Source organism: Rossellomorea sp. FM04394, from assembly GCF_041889765.1.
Lineage (GTDB): Bacteria > Bacillota > Bacilli > Bacillales > Bacillaceae_B > Rossellomorea > Rossellomorea aquimaris_B.
This window is the reverse complement of record NZ_CP168654.1, coordinates 4,305,723-4,330,094: the sequence shown is the minus strand read 5'-3', so window position 1 is coordinate 4,330,094 and position 24,372 is coordinate 4,305,723. Positions and strand designations below refer to the sequence as shown.

Annotated in this window: 18 protein-coding genes; 15 read left to right on the top strand and 3 right to left on the bottom strand. The window is 44.9% G+C overall.

Going from position 1 to position 24,372, the window contains the following annotated elements; genetic code table 11:
* Window positions 1-224: 224 nt before the first annotated feature.
* Entirely contained in the window at window positions 225-2,291 is a 2,067-nt protein-coding gene (locus tag ACCB35_RS21595) for a transglycosylase domain-containing protein (protein WP_374055253.1), read from the bottom strand.
* A gap of 436 nt (window positions 2,292-2,727) precedes the next feature.
* On the opposite strand from ACCB35_RS21595, the gene speE reads away from it, so the two are divergent.
* The 6 genes from speE (at window position 2,728) to ACCB35_RS21565 (ending at window position 8,731) form a co-directional block, all read left to right on the top strand.
* Window positions 2,728-3,558 (top strand): spermidine synthase, encoded by an 831-nt coding sequence (gene speE / locus ACCB35_RS21590; RefSeq protein WP_044340587.1) that lies wholly within the window; start codon window positions 2,728-2,730, stop codon window positions 3,556-3,558.
* Window positions 3,559-3,676: 118 nt separating this feature from the next.
* Window positions 3,677-4,549 carry an agmatinase gene (speB, locus tag ACCB35_RS21585; RefSeq protein WP_044340586.1) on the top strand — a complete coding sequence of 291 codons (873 nt, stop codon included), beginning with the start codon at window positions 3,677-3,679 and terminating at the stop codon, window positions 4,547-4,549.
* Window positions 4,550-4,682: 133 nt separating this feature from the next.
* Window positions 4,683-5,723 (top strand): SDR family oxidoreductase, encoded by a 1,041-nt coding sequence (locus ACCB35_RS21580; protein WP_374055252.1) that lies wholly within the window; start codon window positions 4,683-4,685, stop codon window positions 5,721-5,723.
* 611 nt (window positions 5,724-6,334) lie between these two features.
* Window positions 6,335-6,772 (top strand): DUF1934 domain-containing protein, encoded by a 438-nt coding sequence (locus ACCB35_RS21575; RefSeq protein ID WP_374055251.1) that lies wholly within the window; start codon window positions 6,335-6,337, stop codon window positions 6,770-6,772.
* A gap of 4 nt (window positions 6,773-6,776) precedes the next feature.
* Window positions 6,777-8,447 carry an arginine--tRNA ligase gene (argS, locus tag ACCB35_RS21570; RefSeq protein ID WP_044340583.1) on the top strand — a complete coding sequence of 557 codons (1,671 nt, stop codon included), beginning with the start codon at window positions 6,777-6,779 and terminating at the stop codon, window positions 8,445-8,447.
* A 104-nt stretch (window positions 8,448-8,551) separates the two neighbouring features.
* Window positions 8,552-8,731: a XapX domain-containing protein gene (locus tag ACCB35_RS21565; protein WP_148970668.1), complete on the top strand. Its 180-nt coding sequence runs from the start codon at window positions 8,552-8,554 to the stop codon at window positions 8,729-8,731.
* A 114-nt stretch (window positions 8,732-8,845) separates the two neighbouring features.
* Here ACCB35_RS21565 and uvsE read toward each other — a convergent pair whose 3' ends face one another.
* Window positions 8,846-9,799 carry a UV DNA damage repair endonuclease UvsE gene (uvsE, locus tag ACCB35_RS21560; RefSeq protein WP_374055250.1) on the bottom strand — a complete coding sequence of 318 codons (954 nt, stop codon included), beginning with the start codon at window positions 9,797-9,799 and terminating at the stop codon, window positions 8,846-8,848.
* Between the two features lie 12 nt (window positions 9,800-9,811).
* Window positions 9,812-11,017 carry a cardiolipin synthase gene (gene cls / locus ACCB35_RS21555; protein WP_374055249.1) on the bottom strand — a complete coding sequence of 402 codons (1,206 nt, stop codon included), beginning with the start codon at window positions 11,015-11,017 and terminating at the stop codon, window positions 9,812-9,814.
* A 323-nt stretch (window positions 11,018-11,340) separates the two neighbouring features.
* On the opposite strand from cls, the gene ACCB35_RS21550 reads away from it, so the two are divergent.
* The 9 genes from ACCB35_RS21550 to rpoE all read left to right on the top strand — a co-directional run bounded on the left by ACCB35_RS21550 (window position 11,341) and on the right by rpoE (window position 24,198).
* A complete protein-coding gene (locus ACCB35_RS21550; RefSeq protein ID WP_044340580.1) occupies window positions 11,341-13,458 on the top strand; it encodes a 4Fe-4S dicluster domain-containing protein in 2,118 nt (705 codons plus the stop codon).
* A 346-nt stretch (window positions 13,459-13,804) separates the two neighbouring features.
* Window positions 13,805-14,992, top strand: coding sequence for an acetyl-CoA C-acetyltransferase (locus ACCB35_RS21545; protein ID WP_374055248.1), 1,188 nt, complete (start codon window positions 13,805-13,807; stop codon window positions 14,990-14,992).
* Between the two features lie 277 nt (window positions 14,993-15,269).
* Complete coding sequence (locus tag ACCB35_RS21540) at window positions 15,270-16,121, top strand: 3-hydroxybutyryl-CoA dehydrogenase (RefSeq protein WP_374055247.1); 852 nt, start codon at window positions 15,270-15,272, stop codon at window positions 16,119-16,121.
* A 29-nt stretch (window positions 16,122-16,150) separates the two neighbouring features.
* Window positions 16,151-17,287: an acyl-CoA dehydrogenase gene (locus tag ACCB35_RS21535; protein WP_044340577.1), complete on the top strand. Its 1,137-nt coding sequence runs from the start codon at window positions 16,151-16,153 to the stop codon at window positions 17,285-17,287.
* Window positions 17,288-17,468: 181 nt separating this feature from the next.
* The gene (locus tag ACCB35_RS21530; RefSeq protein ID WP_044340576.1) at window positions 17,469-18,608 is read left to right on the top strand and encodes an acyl-CoA dehydrogenase; all 1,140 of its coding nucleotides are present in this window, start codon (window positions 17,469-17,471) and stop codon (window positions 18,606-18,608) included.
* Between the two features lie 251 nt (window positions 18,609-18,859).
* Complete coding sequence (locus ACCB35_RS21525) at window positions 18,860-19,513, top strand: TetR/AcrR family transcriptional regulator (RefSeq protein ID WP_044340575.1); 654 nt, start codon at window positions 18,860-18,862, stop codon at window positions 19,511-19,513.
* Window positions 19,510-22,776, top strand: a complete 3,267-nt coding sequence (gene icmF / locus ACCB35_RS21520) for a fused isobutyryl-CoA mutase/GTPase IcmF (protein WP_374055246.1) — start codon at window positions 19,510-19,512, stop codon at window positions 22,774-22,776. The genes ACCB35_RS21525 and icmF overlap by 4 nt, the downstream gene beginning before the upstream one ends.
* Before the next feature lie 341 nt (window positions 22,777-23,117).
* A complete protein-coding gene (locus ACCB35_RS21515; protein WP_374055245.1) occupies window positions 23,118-23,471 on the top strand; it encodes a hypothetical protein in 354 nt (117 codons plus the stop codon).
* 160 nt (window positions 23,472-23,631) lie between these two features.
* Window positions 23,632-24,198, top strand: a complete 567-nt coding sequence (gene rpoE / locus ACCB35_RS21510; protein WP_374055244.1) for a DNA-directed RNA polymerase subunit delta — start codon at window positions 23,632-23,634, stop codon at window positions 24,196-24,198.
* Window positions 24,199-24,372 lie beyond the last annotated feature (174 nt).

Genomic DNA, 24,372 nt, shown 5'->3' with positions numbered 1-24,372 from the left:
TACACTTAAATCACAGTTTGCACATAAACTAGGACATGAAAAACCACGGGTTCGCACAAACCCGTGGTTTTTCGTTTTTTTTATGGTTATTTAGCGTGAATGTCCAGCTCCGGCGGCTAGTCCCTCGAGGTCATAAGTCAAGAACGCCAAAAAGGCAAAGAGCGCCTTTCCGGCGGTCTCGCCTTATGCTTGTCGGGCCTGAACGAGCCGCCTCCGCTTTTCTATCAAAAAATCCAATCCTTCACTTTTTCATACCAAGGCTTATCTTCTTTTTTACCAGGCGCCTTTTCTTTTGGAGCTTCTTTTTCACCCAGATGTACATGGCAGTACTCGGTAGGTTCGGTTCCTTTTACAAAGTACGTGAAGCGCTGCACGGGACAGTCCTCTGTGGCAAGTAATCCGTTATGGGGATTCACGGCTACGCCGACGACACCCTTCGTTGGTTTGAAGTTTTTGACGGGTTCATCCTTTAGGGCTTCCTCCATGAAGTTCACCCAGATTTTCTTGGCCAAATATTTATCGTCCACAAGGGAGATTTCTTTTTCTTTATCATATCCTGTCCATACTCCTGCTGTAAGCTGAGGTGAGTAGCCGATCATCCAGTTGTCTGTGTTGGTTGTACCTGATTTTCCGGCATAGGGACGGGTGGCGTCTTTCCGGATCTGGATTCCCGTAACCGTTGAGTAATCATTGAGCTTTGGATCGAATATGCCACTCAGCATATGGGTCATGACATATGCGGTATCAGGATTCAGAACTTGTTCTTTTTCTGATTTATGTTCATAAATGACGTTTCCTGACCAGTCTTCCACACGTGTGATGAATACTGGTTTCACCTTATTGCCTCCATTGGCGAATATATTGTAGGCGTTGACCATATCGATGACTCTTGCCCCTGATGTACCGAGTGCCGAGGAAGGGTACTTCTTTACCTTAGTCGTTAATCCGAACTTCTCTTGGGCTGTTTTCGTTAAGGTATCTTGACCGATGAAAAGATGGGTCTTCACTGCATAAACATTATCTGAAAGAGCGATGGCCTGAGCGAGGGTGATGTCATCACCTGCATATTTGTTGTTGTAATTATGAGGTGTGTATTTCGCTTTGCCGTCATCAAATGTGAATGACGTTAACTCACTTTTCATGGTCGTTGAAGGAGTGAACCCTTGCTCCAGGGCAGAATAGTAAAGGAGAGGCTTAATTGTTGATCCCGGCTGACGGATGGCCTGCACTGCACGATTAAACGGGCTTTCCTCGTAGCTTCTTCCACCAACAAGCGCTGTAACAAATCCATTCTTGGGATCCATGGACACAAATCCAAGTTGAATATCAGACTCATCAGGGATTTGTTCCTTCACTACTTTTTCTGCTACTTTTTGATGGTCGGATTTGAGGGTTGTGTAAACCTTTAATCCGCCCATTTCGATGGTTCGCTCTTCGATGCCTAAGTCAGAGCGCAGAATACTTTTTACAACATCTTGAAAGTATGGCGCCGTTTCTGCCTTTTGATGTGCGTGCTCGCCTATAATGGTAATCGGTGCGGCTTTGGAGACTGCCTGCTGCTCTTTTGTAATGAAGCCGTCCCCGGTCATCGACTGAAGGATCAGCTCCTGCCGCTTCTTGGCATTCTCCATATTGGCGACGGGTGAATAGTAAGTCGGTGCTTTAGGGATTCCGGCAAGCATTGCAGCTTCGGCAACGGTCAATTGATTGGGATCCTTACCGAAATAGTAAAGACTTGCTGCCTTTACTCCATAAGCGCCATGTCCATAATAGATTGTATTTAAATAGCCTTCTAGAATTTCTTTCTTCGAATAGTTCATCTCGATTCGAATCGTGTAGAGGGCTTCTGAAATCTTTCTTTTCCATGTCTTATCATGGGATAAAAATAGATTGCGAGCATACTGCTGAGAAATGGTACTGGCTCCTTGCACCTTTGCCATGGCTTTTAGGTCCGCAAGTGCTGCTCCCGCCATACGTTTGATGTCAAAGCCATAGTGCTGATAGAAGCTTTTGTCCTCGATTGAAATGGTAGCTTCGATGAGTGCCGGGGAAATTTCCTTCAGTCCCACCCAATAGCGTTTTTCACCTGTATTGGTTTCCCCTATAACCGATCCATCTTCACTGTAGAGCAAAGTAGATTGGGGCACGGCAAGAGGCGGGGGTCCCTGAATTTTAGCGTACGTTAAAATCCCGATCAGCCCTGCCAGAAAGAGGATCATAATCAATAAAGCCCCAACGACTGCCACTCTCGCATACTTTTTTGTCTTCTCCATTCCAGCAATAAGTTCCATACCTCTCCCTGCTTTCTCTACCCGGGGTCCGTCACTTATGAGGGACGGACCCCGGATTTTATATTTATATGTTGGACTTGAATAAACATCCTATATTATGTTTAGTGTGTAGTATCAGTATGAAAAGTTTTACGAGTTTTTAAACGTCAAAGTTTTAGAAAAAATTTCACTTGAAATTTTGCTAGATTCCACTATACTTTTTCTCATGTTTGTATTTATCATGATAGGGAAGGATAAAAATGACGTCTCCTTTGGACGTTTTTACAATATAGAAGTAAAGCCCGTTATTTCAGGCTTTAGCTTGACTGAGTGATCTATTTTGTCCTTAAGATGAACGTGTGAAAACTCAAACTAGTGGTATATGATTTTTCCAGCGCAGGACGGAAACAGCGAAAAAAATCGATAATAATTGAAAACAAGAAGGGAAGTTGAAACAATGAGTGGACTTTGGTACACAGAGAAACAAACAGAAAACTTCGGAATCACGATGAAAATCAAGAAGACTTTACATACAGAGCAAACGGATTTTCAATATCTTGAAATGGCTGAGACAGAAGAGTGGGGGAACATGCTATTCCTTGATGGAATGGTGATGACAAGTCAAAAAGACGAGTTCGTCTATCACGAAATGGTAGCCCACGTTCCTTTATTCACACATCCGAACCCTGAGAAGGTATTGGTTGTCGGTGGCGGAGACGGTGGCGTAATCCGTGAAGTGTTAAAGCACCCAAGCGTGAAGAAAGCGGTTCTTGTTGAAATCGACGGAAAAGTGATCGAGTACTCTAAGAAATATCTTCCGGAGATTGCTGGAGAACTTGAGAACGAGCGCGTTGACGTACAGGTGGACGATGGCTTCATGCACATCGCGAAAAGTGAAAATGAATATGACGTGATCATGGTTGACTCCACTGAGCCGGTCGGACCAGCTGTAAACCTATTCACAAAAGGTTTCTATGCAGGGATCTCGAAAGCACTGAAAGAAGACGGAATCTTTGTCGCTCAGTGTGATAATCCTTGGTTCAAAGCGGATCTTATCCGCCAGGTGCAAAGCGATGTTAAAGAGATATTCCCGATTACACGTCTTTACACGGCAAATATCCCGACATACCCAAGCGGACTATGGGCATTCACCATCGGTTCGAAAAAGCACGATCCAATTGAAGTACCGGAAGATCGTTTCCATGATATCGAATCTAAGTACTACACACCGGAACTTCACAAAGCAGCATTCGCTCTGCCTAAATTCGTTAAAGACTTAACAAAATAAATTTGAGGGACGGACCTCAAAATTTAATAAAAATAATTCAAATTGGGTAGGGACGGGCCTCAGGAGGTGCTTAGCACTTCCTAGAGGTCCGTCCCTCTAAAAAGAGAGGTTGAAGAATATGCGTTTTGATGAGGCTTATTCAGGTAATGTGTTTATTAAGAGTCACCCTTCTTATGAAGACAGCCAGGTAGTACTTTATGGTATGCCGATGGATTGGACGGTAAGCTATCGTCCAGGTTCCAGGTTTGGCCCGGCCCGCATTCGTGAAGTGTCGATCGGTCTGGAAGAGTATAGTGCGTATCTCGACCGCGAGCTTGAAGAAGTGAAGTTCTTTGATGCCGGTGATATTCCTTTGCCGTTCGGTAACCCGCAGCGAAGCATCGATATGATTGAAGATTATATCGACGGTCTTCTTGGAGACGGAAAAATCCCATTCGGAATGGGTGGGGAGCACTTGGTATCATGGCCGGTCATGAAAGCAGTCGCTAAGAAATACCCGGATCTAGCGATTATTCATATGGACGCTCACACAGATCTTCGTGAAGAGTATGAAGGAGAGCCATTGTCCCACTCCACTCCAATCCGCAAAATTGCTGAGCATATCGGACCGAAGAATGTCTATTCGTTCGGAATCCGTTCCGGGATGAAAGAAGAATTCCAATGGGCGAAAGAAAACGGCATGCACATCTCGAAATTTGAAGTGCTTGAACCGTTGAAAGAGATTCTTCCTCAGCTTGCAGGACGTCCGGTCTACGTAACGATCGATATCGACGTATTGGATCCTGCACATGCGCCTGGTACAGGAACCGTGGATTGCGGAGGAATTACGTCTAAAGAATTACTGGCATCGATCCATGCCATCGCTCACTCGGACGTGAATGTGGTAGGTGCAGACCTTGTAGAAGTTGCTCCAATCTACGATCCATCCGAGCAAACAGCCAATACTGCAAGTAAGTTGATTCGTGAAATGCTTCTTGGTTGGGTAAAATAATAAACAGATTGAAGCCCCTTCTGTTGACAGAAGGGGCTTCAATTTAATACTATACGTTTAAAGTTTTAAACATATAAACCAATAGAGGGACGGACCTCTCGTATAAATACAAAAAAGAAAGAAGGCTGATTTTATGAATCCATCAACCGTACTCGTAACCGGCGGAACAGGCTTTGTGGCCTCATGGCTCGTGAAAGAACTGCTGGAACAAGGTCACAACGTCAGGACGACCGTCCGCAGCCTGCAGAAAGAAGAAAAATACCAGCATCTGAAAGACATCGAAAGCTCGACTCCCGGCACGTTGACATTCTACGAAGCCGACCTTTTGAAGGAAGGAAGCTTCGATCAAGCCGTAGATGGATCGGAGTACGTCTTTCATACGGCCTCTCCCTTCTTGATTAACGGTATCAAAGACGCTGAAAAAGAACTCGTGGAACCGGCGAAAAAAGGGACGCAAAATGTGTTAACATCCGTAAATAAAGCAAAGTCCGTCAATCGTGTGGTGCTGACCAGCAGTGTCGTCGCCATCTTCGGGGACCACATCGATATGAAGGGCAAGCCTTACTTCACAGAAGACGATTGGAATACGACGAGTTCCACTGAACATCAGCCTTACAATTATTCCAAGACCCTAGCAGAAAAAGAAGCATGGAAGATGATGAAAGCACAGGACCGCTGGGATCTTGTCACCATCAACCCTTCATTTGTCATGGGGCCTGCCTTGACGAAACGGACTGACTCGACAAGCACGTCTACGATTCTATCGTTTCTGACCGGCGGATTTAAAACAGGGGTACCGGATCTCGCAACTGGAGTCGTGGACGTAAGGGACATCGCGAAGGCACATATGCTCGCAGCGTTCACACCTGAAGCCAAAGGGCGCTACATCCTTTCAGGCGGGGAAATCACGTTCACCCAAATCGCAAAGCTGATTGAAAAGAACTTTCCTAATGAGTATCCCCTCCCGACCAGGGTCGTTCCGAAGCCTCTCATCTGGCTGATCGCACCTACAGTGGGCCTTACAAGACCATACGTGAGGAAAAACGTCGGGATTCCTGTGAAATTTAATACGGAGAAAAGCATCAAAGAGCTCGGCATGACCTATAGAAGTCTCGAAACTACCTTCACAGATCAGGTGAACCAGATGAAACGGGACGGTCTTATCAAAAAATAGACCATCAGAAAGAACCCCCTGCTTCCATGAAGTGAGGGGTTTATTGCCGAAATGATATAAAAAAGTAGAACTCCCCGCAGCATATTAGGCGTGTTTCTTTATTAGGAACATTGTGATCTTTTAAATAAGATGTCTTGCCCTTTATAGAAGAACCAGCATAAGTAAAATAAGCGGAGAATTTCCGGTTACATACAGAATGGAATTCGTTTCGGGGATAAATAAGCGGAGAATTTCCGCTTATGCACAGAAAAATCACCCATTTTACTATTTTTCGAAGAAATAGGCGGAATCTTTCCGGCTATTTCAGTCTTTATTGAAAATGAATTACTATTTAGCGGAATTTTTCCGTCTATTTATCAGCGCTTGTGCTTACCCTGATTGCCTAACTGAAAAGGAAATTCTTATTATCTATTAAAAGCGAAAGGATATCGCAGAAACCTGATAAAACATAAATCCGCTTACATCCACCCCAAAAAATGAAAACTCCACGTGTTCCATTGCAATTTCCCACAATACTTCTTATACTTAATTAGTTAGAAGGAAGGGACGTCTAAAAGAGGAACGGACCTATCACTTGATCGGACCCTAAAATAGAAAAGGATGTGAGTGGTTTGACGGCAAAAACAGATTATACACCTGTCAAAGTTCACTTGAAAACCAAAATCACAATAGGTAAGGAAAGTGACTCTTTTGAACTGGTGTCATTTGGTCGATACTATGAAAAAGGGGATGCTATTTTCCTGAAGTACGATGAGGTGCAAGAGGAAGGGACCACTCATACGATTGTTAAAGTTTCAGATCAGCAAGCTCTCATTCTCAGAAGCGGTGCAGTGAAAATGAGAATGGCCTTTAACGAACGGGAGGAACAAAATGGTTCTTACGAAAGCCAGATGGGTACTCTCTTACTTACAACCAAAACAAAGAAACTTTCACATACACAAAGTGACTCCAAACTGGAAGGGGATTTCAACCTTTCTTACGAGTTAAAGATGCAAGACAGTCCAGTAGGGGATTATGTTATGTCCATTCACTATAAGGAGGAAGCATAGGGATATGAATATTGTCGAAAAAGTACAAGAAAACCTGAAATCCGAAATCAAAGCAGCAGTTCTGAAGGCGGGTCTCGCAACAGAGGATCAGATTCCTGATGTGATCTTAGAAATACCGAAAGAAAAATCCCATGGTGATTACTCTACCAATATGGCGATGCAGCTTGCACGCGTAGCCAAAAAAGCGCCGCGCATGATTGCAGATGACATTATGGCGAACTTTGACCAGTCAAAAGGATCCATTGAAAAAATGGAGATTGCAGGACCTGGATTCATTAATTTCTACATGAACAATGAATACCTGACCGATTTGATTCCATTGATCCTTGATCAAGACCAGGAATATGGTCAATCAAACGCGGGAAATGGCGAGAGAGTGAACGTGGAGTTTGTATCCGCCAACCCTACAGGTGACCTTCACCTTGGACATGCCCGTGGAGCGGCTGTGGGTGATTCCTTATGTAACGTCCTTGAAAAAGCCGGATATAAGGTAACCCGTGAGTACTACATCAATGATGCAGGAAACCAAATCCATAACCTGGCGATTTCCGTCGAGGCCCGTTATTTCCAAGCCCTTGGACAAGATAAGGCGATGCCAGAAGATGGATATCATGGGGCGGACATCATCGAAATCGGAAAGAAACTGGCTGAAGAATTCGGCTCGAAATATGCGGAAGTAAGCGACGAAGAGCGCTACAAGTTCTTCCGTGAGTACGGACTGAAGATCGAAATGGCCAAACTTCAAAAGGACCTGGAAATGTTCCGTGTGCCATTCAACGTGTGGTACTCTGAAACATCCCTATATGAAAACGGCAAAATTGATGCTGCATTAAAAACACTTAAAGACAATGGTCACGTTTATGAAGAAGATGGCGCAACCTGGTTCCGTTCGACTGAACTTGGCGATGATAAAGACCGTGTTCTCATCAAGAATGATGGAACGTACACGTACTTGACTCCGGATATTTCCTACCACCAGGATAAATTTGAACGCGGACATGATGTGCTGATCAATATTTGGGGTGCTGACCACCACGGATACATCCCCCGTATGAAAGCGGCGATTGAAGCACTTGGTTTTGACCGTGAGAAATTAGAAGTAGAAGTGATTCAACTGGTTCACCTGTATAAAAATGGTGAGAAGATGAAGATGAGTAAGCGTACTGGTAAAGCAGTCACTTTACGTGAGCTTGTAGAAGAGGTCGGCCTTGATGCAGTCCGTTATTTCTTTGCCATGAGAAGTGCCGATACGCATATGGACTTTGATTTGGACTTAGCGGTATCCCAGTCCAATGAAAATCCGGTGTATTACGCTCAATATGCCCACGCGCGTATTTGCAGTATTTTGCGTCAAGCAGAAGAGCAGGGACTCGCTTCAGAAGATAAGATCGACTTAAAGCTGATCGGTACGGAAAAAGAAGTGGATTTACTGAAAAAATTAGGTGAATTCCCACAAATGGTTGCCGATGCTGCGGAGAAACGTACACCTCACCGTGTGGCAAACTACATTAACGACCTGGCATCCGCTTTCCACAGCTTCTACAATGCCAATAAGGTTCTTGATGAAGAAAACCGTGAACTCACTACAGCTCGTCTGGCTCTTGTGAAAGTGGTCCGAGTAACATTACAAAACGCTCTTGCATTAATCGGAGTTGCCGCTCCGGAAAAAATGTAATGACGATAGATGAAGAAGGTCCGTCCCCCTGGATGGACCTTTTTTCTTATATTTCTCCAGCTTTAACGTATAATATAGGAAGACATATTGTTCAGGAGGATATTATGAAAACCGTTATTTTAGCAATTGTGACCGGTTTCCTGGTTGGATTTATTTTTGCTCTATTCAAGCTTCCCATTCCGGCACCGCCTGCCTTGGCCGGAATTGCAGGAATTGTAGGCATTTACCTTGGATTTAAAGCGTTTACAGCGATTCAGCCTTGGATTGAATCGGTCTTCAAATGAAAGTTACATAGGAACCCACTCCAGGAACCGCGGTAGCTTCCAACTGCCTTGAAAGTTACCGGTTCCCGGAGTGGGCAAAAAAAAAGACGAACAACAAAGTGTTCATCTTTCATACTACCATTCCAAAGCCCCGCCACTAATCCGTTTCACTCCCCTGATGTTCGAAAGGTCCTCTATCAGCTTCAGCATGGCCAAATCCTTATGCTTTGCTTCAATCATTAAGTCAACGTCCCGATCAAACGTCTTGAGTGTTTTGAAAAACCCCTCTACGAACCCCGCATCGACCAAATCAGCGTGAGAGCGAAAGGCTTTTTCCGATTTTGGGGAAGAAATATGTATTTTGGGAACGAGATCTCTCTTTTCCCATGTGGTAAAAATGGCTTCAAGATAATCCTCCAGAGGCTTCTCACTAAGATTAGCCTCATGATGATGGATGTCGAGAACCATTGGGATATTTTCCTTTTGACATACGGCTAATGTTTCTTCAACCGTGTAGGTTTTGTCGTCATTTTCCAGGGTCATGATCCCTTTGACATCAGTCGGGAGGTCTTTCAGATTCTCATGAAAACGGACCAGTGTTTCATCCTTATCACCATAGCTTCCGCCGATGTGAATGTTGATGACAGAATCCTTCTCGATCCCCATATACTCAAGCATCCGGTAATGGTACACCATATCCTTCACGGCATTGTCCGTCACATGCTGCCTGGGACTGGTGAAGAGGGTGAACTGATTGGGGTGAAAGCTTGCTCTGATACCGAATTTTTTAATCAGTCCCCCGAGCTCCGTCCATTCATTTTTAAAAGGGGAATGGAAATCCCATTCTACTTCCGGGTGGGTGGCTAAAGGAACAAGCGAGCTGGAAAGCCGGTACACTTCAATTTCATGGGCTGCACACAAATACAGTATGCGTTTCGTATGTTCCAAATTTAATTTAGTCACTTCCTTCAAACGATCCATTCGTTCCTCTTTCGGAAGCTCGGAATATCGTTTGTAGGTCATGGTTTTGGCAGGGCTTGCGTCCCATAAGGAGAGGGAATTAGCAACAAACCCCAATCGCACTTTCATGTGGTATCCCCCTTAAAGTAAAATAGAAATGGATGAAGCGATACGTTCCTTGATACGGGTGAGTAAGGAAACATTTGCAAGATCGCTTTCACTCAGCATGTCGGATGCGTCCATATCCTTTGCCATTTCTTTTTTCAATATGTGAATGAAATCTTTGTCGAAAATAAGATTATTGATTTCAAGGTTGATAAAGAAACTTCTTTTATCAAAATTCGCCGTACCTATATCACAGAAGTGGTCGTCTACAACCATCACTTTGGCATGGTAAAAGCCGTTCATGAATTGATACACCTTTGCTCCCTTAGAGAGCAAGGTCCTGAAATAAGGGAAGGCAGCTTCCTTCACTAACATATGATCAGCATTATTTGGAATGATGATCCTTACTATAACGCCCCGTTCCAATGCATCACAAAGGGCGTCCATCAAGATGGGAGTAGGGATGAAGTAAGGAGTTCCAATAATGATTTCCTCTTCGGCTTCATCAATGAATTTCTTGAAGAAATCCTCGATATTCACACCTTCTGTAGGGAAGATCTGGTGTGGGATGCTTCCTTTTTCGGCTGGAGGAAAGTATTTCGCTTCGTCTTTAAGGTCATCTTTCGTTCCCCTGAACCAATCGATACAGAATTCTGTTTGTAAATCGTGAACGCCTTCACCCTCCAAACGGAGATGATAATCCCTCCAAGGAGACAGCTCCGGTATGTCATTTTCATCAATATATTCTTTCCCGACATTATAACCTCCCAAATACCCGATCACCCCGTCAATGACTGTGATCTTCCGGTGGTTACGCTGTTGGGAGGAGAAGAATAAGAAGGGGAGCCTGACCTTTTGACAGAAGGCCACTTCCACACCTGCGTCCCGAAGCATTCTCACCTTTGATTTAGGTACGTTATGACTCCCGATCTGATCCATTAATAGCCGGACCTCCAGCCCTTCTTGTGCTTTGTCCTTCAATAATTCCAAGAATCGTATAGCAAAATGATCATCTTGTACAATGTAAAATAAAACATGAATAGAGGACTTGGCTTCCTTCAGTTCTTTAAACATTTGATCAAAAAGCTCGGGACCCCTGGAAAACAATTTAATATTGCTATTCCTTTTTTCATAATCTCTTCGTGTCCGTGTCCGGATGAAATGACTTCTTCCCAGCTTAAAGTCGATCACCACCCACCCGAATACGGCAACTATCAATAACAGTAGGATGAACCACCACATATAATCACTCTCTCATTTGCATTAGCTTTAGTATGTCCTTAATTTTCCGTACTTTGCACTCTTTCTTCTTTTCCCTAAATGGATTCCATTCGAAACCTGTACGGGTACAAAAAGTCCCGAAATTAACGGGTGCAGGGCTGCTACTGAAGAATGATTCTCACATGGTCATGAAAAGGTTTTCACTTTTCTTGGTAAAAACCATTGACTGAATGCTCATTCATAATATAATGGATATATGAACTATTCAGAATATTAATTTGGTTTGTAAAAGTTTGAACAAAGGGGAAGTTCTAGTCAGACCAATGAAGGGGGAGTGTTTTTCAATGAATGGGTTACTCATTCTCAATTGGGTTGCATTTATTCTTGTAACCGTTTACGCACTTAGTCTGTTTGTGTATGTAGTAAAGACGAGAATTGAATATATTAAGCTCGGAAAGAAAGTGGAGTTCGACCAGCGATTCAAGGAACGATTCCAGAAGATCGTGGTCAACGTCTTCGGACAGAAGAAGCTCTTGAAGGATAAGAAGAGTGGAGCAATCCACGTCATGTTCTTCTACGGTTTCATATTAGTCCAATTCGGAGCCATCGATTTCATCTGGAAAGGACTGGCGCCAGGGAGTCACTTACCACTGGGGCCATTATATCCTGGATTCACGTTCTTCCAGGAGCTTGTCACACTAATGATCCTGGTAGCGGTTGTCTGGGCCTTCCATCGCCGCTATGTGGAGAAGCTGGTTCGTCTAAAAAGAGGATTTAAATCAGGATTGGTTCTCCTTTTCATCGGGGGATTAATGCTATCGGTACTTGTAGGGAACGGAATGGGCCTGATCTGGCACGGTGAAGAGCTTGCCTGGACAGAGCCTGTAGCGTCACTCATTGCAGGAGCACTTGGAGCCATCGGGGAAACAGCTTCCATCGTCATTTTTTATGTAGCATGGTGGATTCACTTACTATTCTTACTGGCATTCCTGGTATATGTTCCACAATCCAAACACGCTCACTTAATCGCAGGTCCTGCGAATGTTTACTTCAATCGTTTAGACAACCCTGGAAAGCTTAAACCCATCGACTTTGAAGATGAGTCAGCCGAAAGCTTCGGGGTAGGGAAAATTGAAGAGTTCACCCAACATCAAATGATCGATTTCTACGCGTGCGTGGAATGTGGTCGTTGTACGAATATGTGTCCTGCTACAGGAACAGGGAAAATGCTTTCCCCAATGGATTTAATTGTGAAACTGCGTGATAATCTGACCAATCACGGTGCGGTCGTTACGCAGAAAAAGCCTTGGGTACCGACATTTGCTTTCAATGGTACGAAAGGGAATCAGTTGGCAATGGCGAGCGCCACTCAGGCAGCAGAAGAGGCAGCAGCTGGAGCTACCTACAGTCCTTCCTTGATCGGAGACGTCATCACAGAAGAAGAAATCTGGGCATGTACAACGTGCCGTAACTGTGAAGACCAATGTCCGGTCATGAACGAGCACGTAGATAAAATCATCGACCTTCGCCGTTACCTGGTCCTGACTGAAGGAAAGATGGATGCGGACGCACAGCGCGCAATGCAGAACATCGAACGTCAGGGAAATCCTTGGGGGCTGAACCGGAAAGAACGTGAAAACTGGCGTGAAGCGAGAGAAGACGTTCACATTCCTACGGTGAAAGAAATGAAAAAAGCAGGTGAAGACTTCGAGTACTTATTCTGGGTTGGATCCATGGGTTCATTCGATAACAGAAGCCAAAAAATCGCGTTATCTTTCGCAAAGCTGCTGAATGAAGCAGGCGTGAAATTCGCGATCTTAGGAAACAAAGAGAAGAATTCCGGCGATACACCACGTCGACTCGGAAATGAATTCTTATTCCAAGAGCTTGCAGGTCAAAACATCGCCGAATTTGAAAAGAACGAAATCAAGAAAATTATTACGATCGATCCGCATGCATATAACATTTTCAAAAATGAGTACCCGGACTTCGGGTTGGAAGCAGAAGTGTACCACCATACGGAACTTCTATATGACCTGGTAAAAGAAGGGCGTCTGAAGCCGAAATACGAAGTGAACGAAACAATCACCTTCCACGACTCCTGTTACCTGGGCCGTTACAATGAAGTATACGATCCGCCACGTGAAATCCTGAAATCAATCTCCGGCGTGAAATTGGTTGAAATGGAACGTAACCGTGAAAAAGGCATGTGCTGTGGAGCTGGTGGAGGACTCATGTGGATGGAAGAAGACGCAGGTCACCGCGTGAACGTCTCCCGTACAGAGCAGGCACTTGAAGTGAGTCCGTCAGTCATCAGCTCGGGTTGTCCATACTGCCTGACAATGCTTTCGGATGGAACGAAAGCGAAGGAAGTAGAAGAAACCGTATCTACTCAGGATGTGGCAGAAATCCTTGAAAAAGCGGTATGCGGCGATCAAAAAGATCAGCCGGCTGCTTCGTAAAAAGAATATTATCCGTTTGATAATGAAAAGTCCGCTTCTCAGCAGTTGAACATCTAGGAGTGAAACCAAAGCCTCAACCTGCGTTTCACTCCTATTGTTTTTCCACAATAATAAATTTAATAGAAAAATAAAAACTTTCAAAAAAATCATTACGTTCTAACCGAATATGAAGTACAATAAAGGTATATAAGGGACAAAAACTGTCCCTTCTCTTATGGGGACTGGTTGAGCGAGCGTTCAGTCGTTTAAGGGCAGGTCACCTGTTGCCGAATTTTTTTAAACATATATGAAAGCGTATACAATTTTGCCGAATCAAATCATTCAAATATAAAGGAGAGCGATTGAGATGGGAAAAACGGTTATTTTAGATGGAGCGAGAACTCCTTTTGGTAAATTTGGCGGAAGCTTAAGCGGTTTTACAGCTTCAGAGCTGGGTGGTTTCGCGGTGAAGGAAGCCCTGAAACGTTCGGGTGTAAGTGGTGAACAAGTAGAAGAAGTCATCCTCGGGTCTGTTTTGCAAGGAGGACAGGGACAAATTCCTTCCCGACAAGCATCCCGTCATGCCGGATTACCGTGGAACGTTAAAACGGAAACCATCAACAAGGTATGTGCTTCAGGAATGCGAAGCGTGACAATGGGTGATCAAATCATCCGTGCAGGCGACGGTGAAGTCATCGTGGCAGGCGGAATGGAATCCATGTCAAATGCCCCTTACATCCTACCGAAAGCTCGCTGGGGCTTCAAGATGGGTGATTCACAGGTGAAGGACTTAATGGTTCACGACGGATTGACGTGCAGCTTCAACAATGTCCATATGGGAACGTACGGAAATGAAACAGCGAAAGAGTTTGAACTATCTAGAGAAGAGCAGGATCAGTGGGCACTAAGAAGCCATGAACGTGCAGTGAAAGCGACAGAAGCAGGCGTTCTGGGTGAAGAAATAGTTGCGGTTGAAGTTCCACAGCGAAAAGGGGACCCGGTTGTTGTCGATAAAGATGAAGCTCCACGAAAAGAAACGTCCATCGAGGCTTTGGCTAAATTAGGTCCTGTCTTCGGATCGGAAGGAACGATCACAGCAGGGAACGCACCAGGGGTCAACGACGGAGCGGCAGCCATGGTACTCATGAGCGAAGAGAGGGCTCTAAAAGAAGGGAAGCAGCCACTTGCCACCATCCTTGGACATACAGCAATCGCCGTGGAAGCAAAGGACTTCCCGCAAACACCTGGACTCGTCATCAATGAGCTGCTGAAGAAAACAGGGAAATCACTTGAAGAAATCGACCTGTTTGAAATTAACGAAGCCTTCGCAGCAGTTGCCCTGACAAGCGGGAAAATCGCTGGATTAGATCCTGAAAAAGTCAATGTGAACGGTGGAGCAGTTGCCCTTGGTCATCCGATCGGAGCAAGTGGAGCGCGTATCATCCTGACACTGGCTTATGAATTGAAACGTCGCGGAGGCGGAATCGGAATTGCGTCAATCTGCAGTGGCGGGGGTCAAGGGGATGCGATCATGATCGAAGTGGCAAAGCAGTAGGGAGTTTGTACAGGATTGTACCGGATACAAATTGAGTTGATTGTACCAGGTACATTAAGGGTGGATTGTACCTGGTACAAAAAGTATGAAATGTACCTGGTACAAAGTGGCAAGGAGCAGAATTGTGGGTCTGGTATGCCAGCCAACAATAAGCGTTCAGCTGTTGAATTTTGAATAAAATCAGCAGCTGAAATAATCTAACAAATCAACGGCTGATCAACACAGCTTTTCAAAATAAACCAACTATATTACTAGCGTTAACAAAGGGGAGAACAAAATGAACATCAAAAATATAATGGTCATCGGTGCAGGGCAAATGGGTTCAGGAATCGCTCAAGTGTGCGCACAGGCGGGATTCAACGTATACCTGAACGACCTGAAAGAAGAATTTGTTCAAAAAGGGATGGGCGTGATTACGAAGAATCTCACACGCTCCGTTGAAAAAGGAAGAATGTCCGAAGAAGATAAGACAGCGACAGTCAACCGATTAAAGACTTCAACCGATATTCAGGACGCGAAGCATGTGGACCTTGTCATCGAAGCAGCTGTTGAAAATATGGATATCAAAACGAAGATCTTTGCTCAATTGGATGAGATCACACCACAGCACACGATCCTTGCTTCCAATACATCTTCACTTCCCATTACAGAAATTGCTGCAGCGACGAAGCGTCCCCAGCAAGTAATCGGAATGCACTTTATGAACCCGGTACCGGTCATGAAATTAGTTGAAATCATTCGCGGACTGGCGACAACCGATGAAGTGTATCAAGTAATCGAAGACATGACGAAATCCCTTAAAAAAGTACCGGTTGAAGTGGAAGACTTCCCTGGATTCGTCTCCAATCGTATCCTTATGCCGATGATCAATGAAGCGATTTATACGCTTTATGAAGGAGTGGCGAGTAAAGAGGCGATTGATGAGGTAATGAAGCTCGGGATGAATCACCCAATGGGTCCACTTACTCTGGCAGACTTCATCGGACTGGATACATGCCTATACATCATGGAAACCCTTCACGAAGGCTTTGGTGATGACAAGTATCGTCCATGTCCGCTTCTCCGGAAATATGTGAAAGCAGGCTGGTTGGGCCGTAAAACGGGCCGCGGCTTCTATTCATACGAGTAATAACGACGAACATCAGGGAGGAATCATTCATGGAGTTACGATTCACGGAAGAGCAACAGATGATGAGAAAGATGGTACGGGATTTTGCTGAAACGGAAATTCAGCCGTTTGTAGAGAAGATGGAAGAAGGACAATTCCCGAGAGAGATTTTAAATAAAATGGCTGAACTTGGCCTGATGGGGATCACGATCCCAGAGAAATATGGCGGTTCCGAGATGGATTTCACTTCGTATATCATCGCGATTCATGAGCTGTCAAAAGTTAGTGCAACCATCGGGGTCATCCTGTCAGTGCATACTTCGGTGGGCACGAATCCGATTCTTTATTTCGGTAATGAAGAACAGAAGCAAAAATATCTTCCAAAGCTTGCGACAGGTGAATACTTAGGGGCTTTCTGCTTAACGGAACCGAGTGCGGGATCGGATGCGAAAAGCTTGAAAACGAAAGCCGAAAAACGTGACGATCATTATGTTTTAAATGGATCAAAAGTCTTTATTACAAATGGTGGCGAAGCGGATACGTATATTGTCTTTGCAGCAACGGACCCGTCAAAAGGGAGCCGCGGGGTATCCGCCTTTATCGTAGAAAAAGATACGCCTGGTCTCGTGATTGGAAAAGACGAACATAAAATGGGCCTTCACGGTTCAAGAACGGTTCAGCTGACCTTTGAGGATATGAAGGTCCCGGCTGAGAACCTTCTTGGTCAGGAAGGAGAAGGCTTCAAGATCGCCATGGCGAACCTCGATGTTGGACGGATCGGGATTGCAGCCCAGGCATTAGGGATTGCAGAAGCTGCTTTTGAATACTCTACCGCTTATGCAAAGGAGCGTGTGCAATTCGGGAAACCGATCGCTGCACAACAAGGTATAGGGTTTAAACTGGCGGATATGGCAACGGCTGTTGAAGGATCGAAGCTTCTTGTATACCGTGCTGCCAACCTTCGTTCGAACAATATCTCTTGTGGAAAAGAAGCAAGCATGGCAAAACTGTTTGCTTCTAAAACGGCTGTTGAAGTGTCGACGGAAGCAATCCAGGTTTATGGCGGATACGGATATACGAAAGAATATCCAGTGGAGCGCTTGTTCCGTGATGCGAAGGTGACGGAGATTTATGAGGGTACGAGTGAGATTCAGAGAATGGTGATTGGGAAGAATTTGTTGGTTTAGTTGGAGCGGGTAGCTTGAAGTCTTGGTGGAGTGTCTTTGGGCATACATTCTGAAGCGTGTCAGGCACCCTAGATAGATTGGAATGTTTAGTGGCGTAAAGGGGTTTGTGGCATCGATTGACTTGTAAGGGTGCCAGACCCGGTATGTATTACATTCAAGTTAAATAGATGGGGGAATTGAGATGAATTTTAAGTTATCGGAAGAGCATGAAATGATACGTAAGATGGTGCGTGATTTTGCGCGGAATGAGGTGGCACCTACTGCTGCTGAGCGTGATGAGGAAGAGCGCTTTGATATGGATTTATTCAAGAAGATGGCTGAGCTTGGGCTGACGGGGATTCCTTGGCCTGAAGAGTATGGTGGAATCGGAAGTGACTATTTAGCGTACTGTATCGCTGTTGAAGAGTTATCAAGAGTGTGTGCGTCAACGGGGGTAACCCTTTCCGCTCATACATCGTTAGCAGGCTGGCCGGTTTACAAATTCGGTACAGAAGAACAAAAACAGAAATACCTTCGCCCGATGGCCCAAGGTGAGAAAATCGGTGCTTACGGTCTGACTGAGCCGGGTTCAGGTTCTGACGCAGGAGGCATGAAAACGACGGCTCGTTTAGAAGGTGACCATTACGTATTGAACGGCTCTAAAATTTTCATCACGAACGGTGGAATCGCCGATACGTATATCGTGTTTGCATTGACAGATCCTTCCCAGCGTCAGCGTGGAACGAGTGCGTTCATCGTAGAGGCAGACTTTGAAGGGTTCTCTGTAGGGAAGAAAGAGAAAAAGCTCGGAATCCGTTCATCTCCAACGACTGAGATTGTATTCGAAGACTGTAAGGTACCTAAAGAAAACATGCTTGGAAACGAAGGCGATGGATTCAAGATTGCGATGATGACACTTGATGGCGGCCGTAATGGAATCGCCGCTCAAGCAGTCGGGATTGCCCAAGGTGCCCTGGATGCGTCTGTGGAGTATGCAAAAGAGCGTGAGCAATTCGGGAAGCCGATTGCAGCGAACCAAGGGATTTCATTCAAGATTGCCGATATGGCGACGTCCATCGAAGCTTCCCGTCTATTAACCTATCAAGCTGCGTGGCTTGAGTCAGAAGGCCTTCCATATGGAAAAGAATCGGCGATGTCGAAGCTGATGGCCGGGGATACAGCGATGAAGGTGACGACGGAAGCGGTTCAGATCTTTGGTGGGTATGGGTATACGAAGGATTATCCGGTGGAGCGTTATATGCGTGATGCGAAGATCACTCAGATTTATGAGGGGACACAGGAGATTCAGAGATTGGTTATTTCGCGGATGGTGACGAAGTAGGGATTTGAATGAGGGGATTTTTGGTGAGGATTTCCTGGTCGTTCTGAAGCGTGTCAGGCACCCGATAGGTTCTACTATGCTTCGTAGCGTAAAGGGGTTTGTATGATTGAAAGCGTCGTAAGGGTGCCAGACCCGGTATGTGAAGATATGGGGTTAGAGAGATAGAAGCCATCTGCTTTGTTGGGGGATGAGGCAGGTGGTGTTGTAATGGGGTCAATGGGAGAATCGGATAGAAAAGGCGGTCGGTTGTTTTGAATAAGAAGAGGGAAGTTCATGCTTCGGTTAAGGATGAGCGTTTAGTGGAAAAGCGGCGTGATCAGATGATTCGCGGGGCCGTCTCTCTATTTAAACAAAAGGGGTTTCATCGCACCACGACAAGAGAGATCGCGAAGGCCGCCGGATTCAGTATCGGAACGCTATATGAGTATATTCGGACAAAGGAAGATGTCTTGTATTTAGTGTGTGACAGCATTTATGAGCAGGTTCGGTTAGAGCTTGAGGAGCTTGATGTCGGAAAAGGGACACTTGAGAGCTTAAGGCTCGGGATTGCTCACTATTTTCAAGTGATGGACCGGATGCAGGATGAAGTCCTGGTCATGTATCAGGAGGCGAAATCTTTATCGAAGGATGCCCTTCCATATGTCCTGCGTAAGGAACTTGAAATGGTGGGGATGGTGGAAGACCTCATCATTGGATGCGTGGAAAGCGGAAAGCTTGAGCTTGATGAAGATCAAATCCATATGCTGGCACAAAACGTATTCGTCCAGGGACAGATGTGGGGATTCCGTCGCTGGGCACTGCAAAAGCGTTTTACACTCGATGAATACATCAATCTTCAAATCGAATTACTATTTGCAGGCGTCATAGGGTTTGAAAAACAAGGGAGAACAGGGGGAGTAATATGAGCACGGTTGAAATTTATAAACCAAAGCACCATGTTCGTTTTGTCACGGCTTCGAGTCTATTTGACGGACATGATGCGTCGATCAACATAATGCGTCGGATTATCCAGGCAAGTGGAGCGGAGGTTATCCATTTGGGGCATAACCGCTCCGTTGAGGAAGTCGTCAATGCTGCCATTCAGGAGGATGTACAGGGAATTGCGATTTCGTCCTATCAGGGTGGACACGTTGAATATTTCAAATACATGTACGATCTTTTGAAAGAAAGAGGGGCGTCCCATATCCGTATTTATGGCGGAGGCGGGGGCGTGATCATTCCTCGTGAAATCAAGGAACTCCATGAATACGGCATTGCCCGCATCTTCTCACCTGAAGACGGTCGAAAGCATGGTCTTCAAGGAATGATCAATAACATGATCGAGGAATGTGATTTCCCAACGATTAAAGGAAGCGTGAACCAAGAGGTTGAAAAGCTTTCTTCTGGTAATGTAAACACGATTTCCAAGCTGATTTCACTCGCTGAATATCAAGTGGGCGCGAACGAAGAAGTCGCCGCAACGGCTCAAACGGTATTCTCGGAAATTAAGAGTTTAGCGAAGAAAGCACCAGTACTGGGAATCACGGGTACAGGTGGAGCAGGGAAGAGCTCCTTGACGGATGAGCTGATCCGTCGTTTCATCAACGAACTTCCTGAAAAGAAAATCGCGATTTTATCCATTGACCCTACGAAACAAAAAACAGGCGGAGCCCTTCTCGGGGATCGTATCCGTATGAACGCGATCTTCAATCCGCGCGTCTATATGCGTAGCCTTGCAACCCGTGGATCGAAAACAGAGCTTTCACTCGCCATCAAAGACGCGATCAATGTGGTCAAAGCAGCAGGCTATGATTTGATTGTAGTTGAAACGAGCGGGATCGGGCAGGGGGATGCGGAAATCGCTGAAATCTGTGACATGTCCATGTACGTCATGACAAGTGAATTCGGGGCTCCGTCACAGCTTGAGAAAATCGATATGATTGATTTCGCAGACCTGATCGTGATCAATAAATTTGAGCGCAAAGGATCCGAGGATGCAAGACGTCAGGTTCAGAAGCAATATCAACGCAGCCACTTGCTTTTTGATAAAGACTTGGATGACATGCCGGTCTACGGGACGATTGCCAGTCAGTTCAACGATCCGGGTACGAATGCCCTGTTTGCGGCGATCATCGAAACGGTGAACAAGAAAATGGAGCTGGACTGGAAAACAAGCTTCTCCAAGGACGTGGATGTTGAAAAGCAAAACGTCATCATTCCAAACAATCGCCGTTACTATCTGCGTGAAATTGCGGAAACGGTCCGGAACTATCACAAAAAAGCAGAAGAGCAAGTGAACCTGGCCCGCCGACTGTTCCAGCTGGAAGGGGCAATCGAAGCCGTCAGCGAAAAAGAAACAAATGATGGGGTCGTCACTTCCCTTCAGACGTTGAAAGATGAAGTCGAAAACAAATTAACAGCAGAATCCAAACAGATTTTAGAGAAATGGGACTCTTTGAAGGAAACCTACAGCAAAGATCAGTTCATCACAAAAATCCGTGATAAAGAAATTGTCACTGAATTAAAGACAAAGAGCTTATCGGGACTTGATATTCCAAAAGTATCCCTACCGAAATACAAAGATTATGGTCAAATTTTGGATTGGGTGTATAAAGAGAATGTTCCAGGTTCATTCCCTTATACAGCAGGAGTATTTCCTTTTAAACGAAAAGGGGAAGATCCGAAGCGTCAGTTTGCCGGTGAAGGGACTCCTGAACGGACGAACCGCCGTTTCCACTATCTATCTAAAGATGATGATGCGAAACGCCTGAGTACAGCGTTTGATTCTGTAACGCTATATGGTGAAGATCCGGACCACCGTCCTGACATCTACGGAAAAGTAGGGGAGAGCGGCGTAAGCATTTGTACCCTTGAAGATATGAAAAAGCTCTATGCCGGTTTTGATTTATGTGCTCCTTCTACGTCCGTTTCCATGACGATCAATGGACCTGCACCGATCATCCTGGCTATGTATATGAATACAGCGATCGATCAGCAGATCCGTATGAAAGAAGAAGAACTGGGCCGTGTGCTGACGGTGGAAGAATATGTGGAAGTAAAGGAGCAAACGCTACAAGTCGTGCGTGGAACCGTGCAGGCAGATATTTTAAAAGAAGATCAGGGACAAAACACGTGTATCTTCTCGACTGAATTTGCCCTTCGCATGATGGGTGACATCCAGCAGTACTTCATCGATCACAAAGTAAGAAACTATTACTCTGTATCGATTTCCGGCTATCATATCGCGGAAGCGGGAGCCAATCCGATTTCACAGCTTGCGTTCACATTGGCGAACGGATTTACGTATGTGGAATACTATTTGAGCCGCGGAATGGATATCAATGCCTTTGCACCAAACTTATCCTTCTTCTTCTCAAACGGGCTGGACCCTGAGTATACGGTGATCGGTCGTGTGGCCCGCCGCATTTGGTCAACGGTGATGCGGGATAAATATGGTGCCAATGAACGCAGTCAGAAGCTGAAATATCATATTCAAACATCAGGTCGCTCTCTTCATGCCCAAGAAATTGACTTCAATGATATTCGTACAACGCTTCAGGCTTTGATGGCATTACAGGATAACTGTAACTCCCTGCACACCAATGCCTACGATGAAGCCATCACGACACCGACAGAGGAATCCGTTCGCCGTGCCATGGCGATCCAGATGATCATCACGAAAGAGCACGGACTATCAAAAAATGAAAATCCGCTTCAAGGATCGTTCATCGTCGAAGAACTGACCGATCTGGTTGAGGAAATGGTCCTGACGGAATTTGATCGCCTGAATGACCGCGGCGGGGTACTTGGTTCCATGGAAACCCAGTATCAACGCGGGAAAATCCAAGAGGAATCCATGTTCTATGAAATGAAAAAGCATTCCGGGGAACTTCCGATCGTGGGAGTGAACACGTACCTGAACCCGAATCCACCTTCAGAGGAAGAAATGGACAGCATGGAGCTTGCACGTGCGACGAAGGAAGAAAAGGAAACACAAATTCATAATCTGCGAGATTTCCAATCACAGCACAAAGATAAATCAGAAGAAGCACTGACCAGCTTAAAACAAGCGGCCGTAAACGGAGGAAACATCTTTGAAGAGCTCATGGAAACGGTGAAAGTAGCCAGCCTCGGCCAAATCACACGCGCCCTATACGAAGTTGGCGGACAGTACCGTCGTAATATGTAATACAAATCATGAAGAAGGTGAGACTACTGTGGGGGTGCAGTGGTCTCTTTTCTCTGGTGGGCATTTTTAAATGAAGGTGAATGGACATATTCTCAACGGGAAAGATCTTTTATTTCTTGGACCTGTCTTATCAGTTGTGGATTAATATACTAAGTTGATTGGAGCGGAAGGCACTCGACTCCTGCGGGAATAGCTGGACAGGTGAGACCCCGGAGGCGCAGCCGAGGAGGCTCACCGCCAGCCCCGCGGAAAGCGAGTGCCTGGAGAGGAAATCAACCACTACTCGCTCATGGTTAAATAGCAACAAAGTTTAAGAAAAGAATATATTAAATACAGAGCACATGCCAAAAAAACGAAATGAGTTTAAAAACTCATCAAATCGTCTATCCTTAAAACAAAATCAACCAATTTTTAACACGATCTTAATAGTAGTCGTGTATCATTTCCTATATAATGAGAATTGTCAGATAAGTGAATGGATAAGAACGATACATACGTTTGGATGTGAGACTGTGAAGACCATTTTTCGTTATATACTATTGGCCATCATCATATTCGCAGCTGTACTTCTATATCAATTGCAATTAGGGGCGATTCCTTTTTTTCTACTCTCTTTCTATCTTTTCTATGAAGCGTTCCGTGTGATCAGGAATGGTGATAAAGAAGAAGAATGGGAAAGTGGAAGGCCATCTTGACGCCAGTTGTGAAAAAAATGCGAGAAAAACTAGATAGGTATAGCATAAAGTCTTTTATATTGTTTATAATGATTAATATGGTTAAAATTGATAATGGAGAATTTTTGCCCTTTTTTACTCTACTTAGTAGAGTGTGAAATAGAGAAAGGAAGTGCGTAAAGTGAGTCTTAAGCAGTTATCCAAAGAAGAATTACGTCAAACATCATTCATTGAGTTGGCACATGAAATTTTAGCAGAGAAAAAGCAAGCAATAGCATTCGAAGAAGTAGTGAGCGAAATCAAAGGTTTGCTTGAAATCTCTGATAAAGAGGTTCGCAGCCGTTTACTTCAATTTTACACGGACCTGAATATCGATGGACGCTTTATTGCCATGGGTGATAACCGTTGGGGACTAAGAGAATGGTACCCGGTTGATCAAATCGAGGAAGAAACCGTTCCAACGATGAAATCCAGCAAGAAGAAAAAAGCGAAGAAAAAAGACGATGACGATCTGGATCTGGATGATTTTGATGATCTGGACGATGAAGACCTTGATTACGATGATCTTGATGACACGGACGATGACGATGATCTGACAGATGATGACGACGATGTGGATGTCGTTGACGATGCAGACGAAGATCTGGATATCGATGAAGACGAAGAAGAACTCGAAATCGATGAATTTGATGAAGTCGATGATGATGAAGACGAAGAGGATCTTGAAGAAGATGAGGAAGAGAAATAATCTCTTCGACCAGAATGGCTCCCCAAAAGGTTTTTTGCCTTCGGGGCGCTTTTTTATATGCTCGAAATGATTGAAAATTCTATCCTTATTCAGTGCTTGACTTATTGTTCACAGGAAGGTAGTATTTTATTTGGGCTCCCTAAAAAGGGACGAATAACGTATATCACGCTCCCC

Coding starts and splice junctions, on each gene's coding strand:
- ACCB35_RS21595 (WP_374055253.1), bottom strand. CDS start 2,291: ATGGAACTTATTGCTGGAATGGAGAAGACAAAAAAGTATGCGAGAGTG.
- speE (WP_044340587.1), top strand. CDS start 2,728: ATGAGTGGACTTTGGTACACAGAGAAACAAACAGAAAACTTCGGAATC.
- speB (WP_044340586.1), top strand. CDS start 3,677: ATGCGTTTTGATGAGGCTTATTCAGGTAATGTGTTTATTAAGAGTCAC.
- ACCB35_RS21580 (WP_374055252.1), top strand. CDS start 4,683: ATGAATCCATCAACCGTACTCGTAACCGGCGGAACAGGCTTTGTGGCC.
- argS (WP_044340583.1), top strand. CDS start 6,777: ATGAATATTGTCGAAAAAGTACAAGAAAACCTGAAATCCGAAATCAAA.
- ACCB35_RS21565 (WP_148970668.1), top strand. CDS start 8,552: ATGAAAACCGTTATTTTAGCAATTGTGACCGGTTTCCTGGTTGGATTT.
- uvsE (WP_374055250.1), bottom strand. CDS start 9,799: ATGAAAGTGCGATTGGGGTTTGTTGCTAATTCCCTCTCCTTATGGGAC.
- cls (WP_374055249.1), bottom strand. CDS start 11,017: ATGTGGTGGTTCATCCTACTGTTATTGATAGTTGCCGTATTCGGGTGG.
- ACCB35_RS21550 (WP_044340580.1), top strand. CDS start 11,341: ATGAATGGGTTACTCATTCTCAATTGGGTTGCATTTATTCTTGTAACC.
- ACCB35_RS21545 (WP_374055248.1), top strand. CDS start 13,805: ATGGGAAAAACGGTTATTTTAGATGGAGCGAGAACTCCTTTTGGTAAA.
- ACCB35_RS21540 (WP_374055247.1), top strand. CDS start 15,270: ATGAACATCAAAAATATAATGGTCATCGGTGCAGGGCAAATGGGTTCA.
- ACCB35_RS21535 (WP_044340577.1), top strand. CDS start 16,151: ATGGAGTTACGATTCACGGAAGAGCAACAGATGATGAGAAAGATGGTA.
- ACCB35_RS21530 (WP_044340576.1), top strand. CDS start 17,469: ATGAATTTTAAGTTATCGGAAGAGCATGAAATGATACGTAAGATGGTG.
- icmF (WP_374055246.1), top strand. CDS start 19,510: ATGAGCACGGTTGAAATTTATAAACCAAAGCACCATGTTCGTTTTGTC.
- ACCB35_RS21515 (WP_374055245.1), top strand. CDS start 23,118: ATGCCAAAAAAACGAAATGAGTTTAAAAACTCATCAAATCGTCTATCC.